The organism is Porticoccaceae bacterium LTM1 (genome assembly GCA_030252795.1).
Lineage (GTDB): Bacteria > Pseudomonadota > Gammaproteobacteria > Pseudomonadales > Porticoccaceae > SCSIO-12696.
In genome coordinates, this window is the sequence record CP127080.1 from 727111 (window position 1) to 739149 (window position 12039).

Consider the following 12039-nt stretch of genomic DNA (forward strand, 5'->3'; position numbering starts at 1 on the left):
CGGACGTCGCACGCTAAAAGCGGTTTCGGGCATTGAATGGTTTCTGCGGTCAGCAGCTAGCACAGAGGGGAGTAATTTCTGGGTGATATGTGTACCACCGTAGCAGCGTGCGACGTGCGACGTCTGACGTGCGACCACTTGAACAGTCACTGCGAACCTCCAGCAACTTGCCCGGCCTTGGTAACGTTGTAGGTAAACTTCTGCATATCCCATGCACCGGTTGGGCAGCGCTCGGCGCATAAGCCACAGTGCAGGCAGACGTTTTCGTCTTTCACCATTACCCGTTCGGTTTTCAGTGAATCAGAGATCATCAGCGCCTGTTCGGTGTTGTTAGCTGGGGCATTCAGTCGGCCGCGCAGATCCTGTTCATCACCATTTTGGGTAAAGTTGATGCAGGAAGTAGGGCAGATGTCGGTACAGGCATCGCACTCAATACAGCGGTTTTCAATAAAGACAGTTTGCACGTCGCAGTTCAGGCAGCGTTCGGCCTCAGCCAGGGCTGTTTGCAGGTCAAAGCCCAGTTCCACTTCCATTTTGCGATCGCGCAGTGAGCAGGCTTTGTCGGCCAGGGGAACGATCTGACGTTGGTCGTCTTCCACCTGGTTGTCGTAGCTCCACTCGTGGATGCCCATTTTCTGGCTGATCAGGTTGGTACCCGGTGCCAGGCGATTGCGAACCGACTGACCGTGACAGTGCAGGTCGATGGACACTGCTGCCTGATGGCCGTGAGCCACGGCAGTAATTACGTTTTGCGGGCCAAAGGCGGCGTCGCCACCAAAGAATACTTTCGGGTTGCTGGACTGGAAGGTGACTTTGTCCACCACCGGCATGTCCCAGTCGCCAAATTTGATGCCGATATCGCGCTCGATCCACGGGAAGGCGTTTTCCTGGCCGATGGCCATGAGCACATCATCACACGGGAAAAATACCGGTTCTTCGCCGGTGGGCTCAAGTTTGCGTCTGCCACTGTCATCGTAAACCGCTTTGACTTTTTCAAAGCGCATACCCACCAGTTTGCCGTCTTCAGTAACGAACTCCAGTGGTACGTGGCAATCAATAAACGGAATGTCTTCGTGCTGGGCGTCTTCAATCTCCCAGGGAGAAGCCTTCATCTCACTGGCGGGGCTGCGCACAATCACTTTTACATCTTCGCCACCGAGGCGGCGGGCGGTGCGGCAGCAGTCCATGGCGGTGTTGCCGCCACCCAGTACCAGCACTTTTTTGCCGACTTTTTGGGTGTGCTCAAAGGCAACGTTGGCCAGCCATTCGATACCAATGTGGATATTGGCGTCACCCTCTTTACGGCCCGGCAGTTTTGGCAGGTCGCGACCACGTGGAGCGCCGGAGCCAACAAATACGGCGTCGTATTTTTTGTCGAGAATTTCTTTCAGGCTGCTGACATAGGTGTTGAAATGAGTAACCACACCCATGTCGAGGATGTAATCCACTTCTTCATTCAGCACACTTTCCGGCAGACGAAATGACGGAATCTGGCTGCGCATAAAGCCGCCACCGGATTTTTGCTGGTCATAGACGTGCAGTTCGTACCCCAATGGTGCCAGATCGCGAGCAACGGTCAGTGAGGCCGGGCCGGCACCGATCAGTGCAATTCGTTTGCCGTTCTTGGGGGCAATTTTTGGCAAGCGGTCTTTAATGTCGTCTTTAAAGTCGGCAGCAACGCGCTTCAGGCGACAAATCGCTACCGGCTCTTCTTCCACCCGGCCACGGCGACAAGCGGGCTCACAGGGGCGGTCACAGGTGCGGCCCAGTACACCCGGGAATACGTTAGACTCCCAGTTCAGCATGTACGCATCGCTATAGCGACCTTGGGCAATCAATCGAATGTATTCCGGTACCGGAGTGTGGGCCGGGCACGCGTATTGACAATCGACGACCTTATGAAAATACTCTGGGTTGGACGTGTCGGTTGGTTTCAACTCTCTAACTTCCAGCTATGGTTACAGGTAATAGCCCCTACCCCAAAAGGGTTGGGTGAACATATTCCCAATTGTAGGGAGGTTTTAGGGGATAGTGAACCTTTAATGACACTTTTCTGACAATAAATGGTTATATGAGTCACGTTTTTCTATGTGATTGTTCCAGAAGAATGGGGCTGTCTTTTTGTGCCGGTCATGGATGTCGAAACCTCTACTTTTGGGAAGTTTTAATTCGAGCTAACTGGCCCCAGCTCCAACTCCTCCTTCGGAGGATAGTGGTAGCTCTGATAATTTGAGTTCTCAATACCAGCATCCATCGGTGCGGACTCAAGCTTCACATCAAAACCCCAAAGGCGGTGCAGGTGCCGTAAGACATCCTGCGTGGATTCGCCCAGAGGGCGGTTCTGGTTTTGGTAATGTCTGAGAGTCAGCGATCGATCTCCGCGCACATCCACGTTGGTGATTTGGATGTTGGGCTCCTGATTGCCCAGGTTATAGCTGGATGCCAGGTTGGTGCGAATTTGCTGGTAACCCCGATCATCGTGGATGGCGCCAATATGTAACTCCTCAAGTTCGCTATTGTCGATCACCGTGAAAAGTTTAAGGTCGCGAATAACCTTGGGTGAAAGGAACTGCAGGATGAAGCTCTCATCCTTGAAATTTTCCATGGCGAAATGCAGGGTGGTGACCCAGTCAGTGTCGGCGATATCCGGGAACCATTGGCGGTCCTCTTCTGTGGGGTTTTCGCAGATACGGCGAATGTCCTGCATCATGGCAAAACCAAGTGTATAAGGGTTGATCCCGTTGTAATAGGGGGAGTCGTAGGGTGGTTGGTAGATTACATTGGTATGGTGCTGGAGAAACTCCATCATAAACCCATCGTCCACAAGGCCTTCCTCGTAGAGTTCGTTCAGAATGGTGAAGTGCCAGAAACAGGCCCAGCCCTCGTTCATGACTTTGGTTTGTCTTTGTGGGTAGAGGTATTGGGCTACTTTGCGAACAATGCGTACCACTTCGCGCTGCCAAGGCTCCAGTAGTGGAGCATTTTTTTCAATAAAGTAGAGCATGTTTTCCTGCGGCTCCGAAGGGAACGGCGGGTACTTCTCATTCCTCTTAACTCGGGCCTTGGTAGGGATGGTCTGCCACAGCTCATTCACCTGACGCTGCAAATGCTCTTCTCGCTCCAATTGACGATTCCGTTCCTCCTCCACGGAGATCGGGTAGGGGCGTTTGTATCGGTCTACACCGTAATTCATTAGTGCATGACAGGAGTCGAGCAGTTGTTCCACCTCGTCAATCCCATGGCGTTCTTCGCACTTGGCAATAAAATTCCGGGCAAATAGCAGGTAGTCGATGATGGATTCAGCATCTGTCCAGGTCTTGAACAGGTAATTATTTTTAAAAAATGAATTGTGGCCGTAACTGGCATGGGCGATTACCAGCGCCTGCATGCACATGGAGTTTTCTTCCATCAGATAAGCAATGCAGGGGTTAGAGTTAATTACGATTTCATAGGCCAGCCCCATATGGCCGCGCCGGTAATTGTTGGCCATATGAATAAAATGTTTGCCGAAAGACCAGTGGTGATAATTGATCGGCATGCCAGATGAGGCGTAGGCGTCCAGCATCTGCTCAGAGCTGATGATTTCAATCTGGTTGGGGTACGTGTCTAGACGATATTTTTTGGCAATTCTGGCAATCGCAGTGTCATATTCCCGAAGCAGGTCAAAGGTCCATTCGGAGCCGGTGGAGATGGGGGTTGTCATTATTTTTTACCTCCGTGCCGATGTGAGGCTGGATGGTTTTTTTGGTGGGGTCGCACGTCGCATGTCGGACGTCGCACGCTTAAACCAAGAGGCCCATTTGCAATGTGGGGGTAGCGATCTGTTGCAGTGTGAAAATCTATAATGAACCCATATAGCAATTTTGAGCTTTGGTTCGCAGTTAGCGTGCGACGTCTGACGTGCGACGTGCGACCCCAAGTATTCATCACGCCACCTTCTTGGCTCGCCCAAACAGTTCCCTGAATACAGGATAAATATCCTCTGGCCCGGTGATATGTTGCATGGCAAAGGCCTCCGGGTGATCCTGCTGGATGTGCAGGTAAGATTCCCACAGAGGTTTGGGACCACGGCTGGAGATTTCTATATATGAGTAATACTGCACCAGCGGCAGAATGGATTGTCCCAGTACTTGTATGCAGCGGCCGCAATCCTCAGGCCAGTTGTCACCATCGGATGCCTGTGCACCGTATATATTCCATTCACTGACCGGATAGCGGTCGTCAATAATCTGTTTCATCATGTCGAGTGCGCTGGAAACTACAGTGCCGCCAGTTTCACGTGAGTAGAAAAACTCTTCTTCATCCACTTCCTTGGCAGTGGTGTGATGGCGAATAAAGACCACGTCGGTTTTATCGTAGTTACGAGCCAGAAACAGATACAGCAAGATGAAAAAGCGTTTGGCGAGATCCTTGGTTTTTTGATCCATGGATCCGGAAACGTCCATCAGGCAGAACATAACCGCCTTGGATGTCGGTATTGGTTCCTTGCGGTGACGCCGATATTGAATGTCGAAGTCGTCCAGGAAAGGTACTGCTGCAATGGAGTTTTGCAGTTCACTGATACGGGCTTCAATTTCGCCCATTCTCGATAGTGAGTCAGGGTCAGTTTTATAGATCAACTCTGCCTGTTCTTCCTGCAATTCTCTCAGTTCCCGACGCTTGCCCATCGTCATTGCCAGGCGTCGAGCACTGGCTCCGCGCATTGAGCGCAAGATGTCGAGGTTGTTGGGGGTGCCCTGGGAACTGTATCCGGCGCGAACCCTTTTGAACTCTTCATTGCCAGCCAGCTGGCGCTTGGTGAGGTTGGGCAGTGCCATATCTTCAAAGAGAAAATCCAGAAACTCCTTCTGGCTGATTTCAAAGACAAATTCATCCATACCTTCACCCTGGTTACTGGCGCTGCCTTCTCCTGCGCCACCAGCTCCTCCTTGCGGACGAGGGATTTTATCACCGGCCTGGAACTCCCTGTTGCCGGGAAGGACGTGGGTGTAGGTGCCGCCGGTACCGTGTTGAAATACCGGCTCGGTAATTTCTTTTGTAGAGATACCAACTTTTTCGCCGCTTTCGATATCGGTTATTCCGCGTTTGCGCAGTCGTTCGGCTACAGCTTCTTTTATCTGGGCACGATGTCGACGCAAAAAGCGCTGCCGGTTTACAGCACTTTTGTTTTTGGCATTTTTTCTACGGTCGATGAAGTAGTTAGTCATGGGAGCCTCGCTTGGTTTTTGGTGTGGCGAGGGAGAGCGACGAACTTATTGGAATTAATGGCCGGTCGGACGTCAGACGTCAGACGTCGGACGTCGGACGCAGCAGCGGTCAATATGTACCAATCTATAGACATTGCAATTCACTCTGTATTGATTTCGTGGTGTTTAGGCTTAATTCCTCCATTCAGCGTCGGACGTCCGACCTCAGACGTCCGACGGTGAGAAAATCATTGTGATTTTCTCACTCTCAAATACCATTCAGACAGCAATCGAACTTGTTTCTCGGTATATCCCCGTTCGACCATCCGTTGAACAAAGTCGTGGTGTTTTTTCTGGTCTTCGGCACTGGCTTTGGCATTGAAGGAGATAACCGGCAGCAGGTCTTCGGTGCTTGCAAACATTTTCTTCTCGATGACTGCGCGCAGTTTTTCGTAACTTGTCCAGGCGGGGTTTTTGCCGTGGTTGTTGGCTCTTGCCCTCAGTACAAAGTTGACGATTTCGCTGCGGAAATCTTTCGGGTTGCTGATACCTGCCGGTTTTTCAATTTTTTCCAGTTCATCGTTAATGGCTGAGCGGTTGAGGATTTCTCCGGTTTCCGGATCGCGGTACTCTTGGTCCTGTATCCAGAAGTCAGCGTAGGTAACGTAGCGGTCGAACAGGTTCTGGCCATATTCTGAGTAAGATTCCAGGTAAGCGGTTTGAATCTCCTTGCCGATAAACTCGATATAGTTATGAGCCAGGAATTCTTTGATATAGGTTAAGTATCGATCGTGTGTCTCCGCAGGGAACTGTTCCTGTTCAATCTGTTTTTCCAGTACGTACAACAAGTGAACCGGGTTTGCGGCCACTTCGGTGGCGTCAAAGTTGAATACTTTGGACAAGGTTTTAAAGGCAAAACGGGTGGATAGCCCGGTCATCCCTTCGTTGACGCCAGCAGCATCGCGATACTCCTGAATGGATTTTGCTTTCGGGTCGCGATCCTTGAGGTTCTCGCCGTCGTAAATTCGCATTTTGGAGTAGATGCTGGAATTTTCTGGTTCTTTTAGTCGAGAAAGTACGCTGAACTGAGCCAGCATATCCAGTGTGTCCGGCGCACAGGGCGCGTTGGACAGAGAGCTGTTGTTGAGCAGTTTTTGATAAATCTGAATTTCTTCGGTGACTCTTAGGCAGTAGGGCACTTTGACTATGTAAACCCGGTCAATAAAAGCTTCATTGTTTTTGTTGTTTTTAAAGGCCTGCCATTCGGCTTCATTTGAGTGAGCCAGTACCATGCCTTCAAAGGGAATGGCGCCAATTGCCTCGGTACCGTTGTAATTACCTTCCTGGGTTGCAGTCAGCAGCGGGTGGAGCACCTTGATGGGAGCCTTGAACATCTCCACAAACTCCATCAGCCCCTGGTTGGCGCGACACATTCCTCCGGAAAAGCTGTAGGCATCGGGATCGTGCTGGGGGAACTGCTCAAGTTTGCGAATATCAACTTTACCAACCAGTGAGGAGATGTCCTGGTTGTTTTCGTCTCCGGGTTCGGTTTTGGAAATGGCAATCTGGTCGAGAATCGAGGGGTAAACTTTAACCACCTTGAACTGGCTGATATCGCCACCAAAATCATGCAGGCGTTTCACTGCCCAAGGTGACATTACGGCATTGAGATACCGTTGAGGGATGCCGTATTCCTCTTCCAGAATTTTGCCATCTTCTTTGGGGTGAAACAGTCCCAGTGGCGATTCAAAGAGAGGTGATCCCTTCAGGGCAAAAATAGGCTGGTTTTGCATCAGCTCCTTGAGCTTTTCGGCGAGAGAGGACTTACCACCACCAACCGGACCGAGCAGGTAAAGAATCTGCTTTTTCTCCTCCAAACCTTGTGCGGCATGCCTGAAGAAGCTGACGATGTTTTCTATGCACTCTTCCATGCCGTAAAAGTCATTAAACACCGGATAGCGCTTGATAACTTTGTTGGAGAAGATGCGACTCAGGCGCGGATCGCGGGATGTATCTACCATTTCCGGCTCACCAATTGCCAGTAGCATGCGTTCGGCGGCGGAGGCATAGGTTGTAGGATCTGATTTGCACAGATCTAAGTATTCCTGAATGCTGTATTCAGCCTGTTGGCCCGACTCATAACGGGATTGATAGTGGTTAAAAATGGTCATGTCCGCTCTCCTGGATACCCCTTAGACCGGTAGTGCCGGTGGTAATTCTGCCAGTTATCCTTCTTTAAGATATTTAGTCGTCCTTCTATAGATAATTAAGACACGAAAAAATGCGATTTCGAGTTGTGAAAAGGCAAAAAAAATGAGCTATATAAATAGAGCTAAGCTATTAAGAAATTCATCTCAAAAATGGCCGGTGGTTAAAGCATCGGCTATTTTTTTGACGCTTGGTCGCCCTTAAACTGCCATTCATAGCGACATTCAAGGCAAATAATGTCAGTTGTGACGACGGTGTGACGAAGTGGGGATTTATTATCGAAATTCTGCGACGGAAGGTGACTGCTTGGTCATTAATTTAACGGATTGATTCTGAAAGAAATTATTTTGGTTTTTATGGCAAAAAGGGCTGCAACAGGCAGCCCTTTTTATTTCACATCAAGGTGATTACAGCAGTGGAGCAATCACCAGGCTCACAATGGCCATTACATTGATCAAAATGTTCATTGATGGGCCTGAGGTGTCCTTAAACGGATCCCCAACGGTGTCGCCCACTACCGCTGCTGCGTGAACATCGCTGCCTTTGCCGCCCAGGTTTCCTTTCTCGACGTATTTCTTGGCGTTATCCCACGCGCCACCGGCATTGGCCATCATAAGTGCCAGCAGTACACAGCCCAGCAAGCCTCCACCCAATACCCCCCCTAATGACTCCGCCCCGAGGGTGAATCCCACCAGAGGTGGGACAGCAACTGCGATAGCTCCTGGCAGCAGCATGCGTTTAAGAGCTGCGGTGGTGGCGATATCAACACATCGCGCGGTATCCGGTTCGGCAGTTCCTTCTAACAAGCCGGCAATTTCCCTGAACTGGCGGCGAATTTCCCGAATCATGTCAAAAGCGGCATCGCCGACTGCGGTCATAGTGATGGAGGCAATCAAGAATGGAATACAGCCGCCGATAAATATCCCCACTAGCACTTTGGGGTTGGAAAGCTCCAGGGAAAACCCGGGATGGTTGATGCTCACCGTCTCGATAAACGCGGCAATAATGGCCAGTGCCGCAAGCGCGGCCGCGCCGATAGCAAAGCCTTTGCCAATGGCGGCGGTGGTATTGCCAAGCTCATCCAGCGAATCGGTAATGTCGCGGGTCTCTTTGCCCATCGCGCCCATTTCGGCGATGCCGCCGGCGTTATCAGCCACTGGGCCGTAGGCATCTATGGCCATGGTGATACCCACGGTGGAGAGCATCCCGACGGCAGCGATACCTACGCCGTAAAGGTCGGCCTGCCAAGTGGAGACAAAGATAATGGCGCCAATAAACAGGATTGGCAGAACCACCGACTGCATGCCAACCGCCAAGCCGGTGATCATTACCGTTGCGGGACCGGTTTCGCCGGAGCGGGCGATTTTGCGTACTGGCGCGGCACCGGTGTAATACTCAGTTACCAGCCCGATAAGAATGCCGCCAACCGCACCGCAGAGTACCGCGTACCAGACATTGCTGCCTACGCCCATTTGTTCCATCAGGAACCAGGCGGCGGTTACAAAAATCACCGGTGCTGCCAGAGTGCCGGTACGCAGCGCTTTGCTGGGTTCGGCGGCAGAACGAATACGGACAATCACAATACCGAACACCGAGGCGATCAGGCCGATACTGGCCAGAGCCAGAGGAAGGAACATCAGCGCGTTTTGAGCCGGGTTATTGGTCATGGTAGCGGCAATAGCGATGGAGGCGATCATTGCACCGCAATAGGATTCAAAGATATCAGAACCCATGCCGGCTACATCACCCACGTTGTCCCCCACGTTGTCGGCAATCACACCGGGGTTGCGAGGGTCATCTTCGGGAATGCCGGCTTCCACCTTGCCGACCAGGTCGGCACCCACGTCGGCACTTTTGGTAAAGATTCCCCCCCCAACCCTTGAAAACAGGGCAACAGTGGAGGCTCCCATGCCGAAGCCGTGGATGGTGTGCGCTGTGTGCGGGTCGCCACCAAAGAAATAGTAGAGTGAGCCAAGCCCAACCAGACCAAGCGATGCGACACAGAGTCCCATAATCGAGCCGCCATAAAAGGCGACGGACAACGCTGCCGCTGCCCCCTTGGTGTTGGCCGCGGTGGCGGTTCGCACATTGGCTTTGGTGGCGGCGAACATACCCAGCCAGCCGGCAGTTGCCGAGCTGAGCGCGCCCACCAGAAAGGCGATAGCGGTATTGGCACCCAGGTCAGAAAAGTAGATCAGTACCAGCAGTACCAGAGCAAAAATCGCCAGCATTGAATATTCGCGCTTCATAAACACCATGGCACCAAGGTGAATCTGGTCGGCAATTTTTTTGATTTTTTCTTCACCTTCCGGGTAGCGAAGCACAAGACGGTATATCAGAAAGGCACAGATCAGGCCCAAAAGCCCAAGCAGAGGTGGAAGCAGGGTAGCCCCGTCCACAGTGGTGAAGTCAAACATTGTGACCCCCAGCAATTGTTATTGGATTGGCAAACGTTGTTTAGAAACGTGTCTTGCAAACATCTTTTCTACAACATTGTCGGTACTGCCTGCGCGCTTGTTATTATTGGCGCTCCAACTAAGTGTTATCTAAACCCAGAAAAGGGGGTGTGTAAAGCTGAGGTCTTTTAAGAATGCAAAAAGGCAGGACGATTTGTGCAGCTATGCTCTCTTTGGTCGGTTTCCTCGGATTCCCTGTCTTCCTGAGCAGAGCGAAGAATCCAGAAGCAGGCTTGGGTAGTAGCTTGCCAGTCGTGGGTGATTGAGCCCGCTCTTTCGGTAGCCTGACAGGCCACTCCTCATGATACCCACAAATCGTCGTGACCTGTCAGGCTACCGAAAGAGCTATTTGGGATGGCTTCAATTCATACCTTGTAAGAGGGAGTTAGTTTTAACCGGCCCTAGTTGGAGACTCTAAATTCAATGTCTCCGATTTTCAGTTTTTGCCACTCTTCAGGGGCGGTGGAGATTTCCTTATTCAGTTCAATATGATTTCGCACCTGTTCAAAGTCTTTTGGAACAGGGCCGAGGTTGTTGCCCATGTCTTCAAAGCTCCAGATTCCGTCACTCAGATACCACATCTTGGCTCTCAACCAGTGCTCGTAATAATTTAACTGCACCCATTCATTGCTGTTATCGTTATTGAGATCCACGGATAACAGCTGAATACTCCTGATTGAGTATTGTTGATTTTCAGATTCAGTAATTTGAGCCAATAACTCTGATGGTGCAGTGCTGCCTTTAGGGAATACCTCTACCAATGAGAGAGTTTCCTCAGCAGTCATCTTCGGTGGTTGGTTCCTCCAGTGTCGATAGGCATCGGTAACCCGGTTTACAAAGCGCTGATCCTGTCCTTCTTTTAGTGTTTCCAAAGCCAGATAACCGGGTCTGCCCAGGTTGTGGGCGATATAGCGAAGGTCCAGTTTTTCCAATGTAAGCTCACCGGAATCCAATCGTGCGAGTTGACTGTTCAGGCTGAGTTTTCTGAATTCCAGCACCGGGGTATTAACCAGTACCATCAGTGCCAGCACCAAAACGCCCATACGAACATTGATGGTGGCAAATCCCGCCACCCAGTTGTCGCGTCGGCGGATGATTGACCAGCAATAGCTGAATACAAACAGAGCCAATATGGACCAAACCAGTATTGCCCAGCAGCGTTCAACAGTGAGACCGTACTGTTCTACTCTCAGGTAAAGTCCGTATCCGGCAATCAGACTGAAAATTGGTGAAAGTCCGATACAGATATAAATAAGCCTGTGCAAGGGCAACCAATATGGCGTTTCAAGTTTTTCATCCTGATACACCGCATTGACCAGAAACAGCAGCAGCGCCTGCAGCCACAGCACCAACCCGGTACCCCTGCCTGTATCCCAGAGCGCACTAAGCCCAACAAAAGGCAGAGTAATTAAAAAGAGCAGTGCTACGACGGTGAGTACCGGTAGCAAAAATTGGCACAGTGCTTTTAGCACCCTCGCCAAGGTGTCGAGGATATGTACCAGTTTTCGAAAAATGGTAAAAGCCAATCCGTAGGCCAGCGACAGGGTCGGAAATAAAAACCATTCCTCCTCAAACAAATCCTCAAAAAATGAAATGCCGATGGCATCAAACAGCGTTCCCCACAAAAACAGGATTCCCCAGAACAGCAGTGTAAACAGCAGGCAGAGTGCAATCAGGATGGTATTGCGCCAAGAGTATTGAAACAGTGCGCCGTAGCGGATCTTATTGTCCGATGTCCAGGCCTGTGAATACATTGTCACTTTGTACAAAAACAGGGTCAGTGTGGCGTAATAGATAAATCGGATATTGCTTTGAGGAATGATGTCGTCGGGCTGTAGCTGCCAGCCAATGTAGCTGCTGAATAAGGCGGTGAGAATGGTAACCCCGCCGGCTATCCACAACAGTTTTTTGCGATTGTCATCGGTGAGTGCGAGTAATAGCAAGGTGGGGGTGACCAGAACCACCGACAACAGTAGGTGGTAGAAAACCGGTTGTGTGGCTGGCCAAAAATCGTCGGTGTGAGCTCTGTATAAAAGGTAGAGCGAGAGTCCTTGAATCAATGCAATCAAAATCAGCAGCTTGCGGGAAAAAGCCGGAATTTGATGGGGGGTTGCCATTGCTCGGTCCTTGAAAGTCTTTATTGGAAGAAAGACTACTTTAGCCGCTGATGCTGAATGTTGTCACCTTTT

6 protein-coding genes are annotated in these 12039 nt (G+C 50.8%); all 6 read right to left on the minus strand.

Annotated elements, in window-relative coordinates:
* Positions 1–146 precede the first annotated feature (146 nt).
* Positions 147–1937 (minus strand): FAD-dependent oxidoreductase, encoded by a 1791-nt coding sequence (locus QP938_03325; GenBank protein WIO74948.1) that lies wholly within the window; start codon positions 1935–1937, stop codon positions 147–149.
* 227 nt (positions 1938–2164) lie between these two features.
* Entirely contained in the window at positions 2165–3703 is a 1539-nt protein-coding gene (locus QP938_03330) for a SpoVR family protein (GenBank protein WIO74949.1), read from the minus strand.
* A gap of 223 nt (positions 3704–3926) precedes the next feature.
* Entirely contained in the window at positions 3927–5207 is a 1281-nt protein-coding gene (locus QP938_03335) for a YeaH/YhbH family protein (GenBank protein ID WIO74950.1), read from the minus strand.
* Between the two features lie 227 nt (positions 5208–5434).
* Complete coding sequence (locus QP938_03340; GenBank protein ID WIO74951.1) at positions 5435–7357, minus strand: PrkA family serine protein kinase; 1923 nt, start codon at positions 7355–7357, stop codon at positions 5435–5437.
* A gap of 444 nt (positions 7358–7801) precedes the next feature.
* Complete coding sequence (locus tag QP938_03345; GenBank protein WIO74952.1) at positions 7802–9811, minus strand: sodium-translocating pyrophosphatase; 2010 nt, start codon at positions 9809–9811, stop codon at positions 7802–7804.
* Positions 9812–10251: 440 nt separating this feature from the next.
* On the minus strand, positions 10252–11967 hold the full coding sequence (locus QP938_03350; protein ID WIO74953.1) for a DUF4153 domain-containing protein: 1716 nt from the start codon (positions 11965–11967) through the stop codon (positions 10252–10254).
* Positions 11968–12039: the final 72 nt, after the last annotated feature.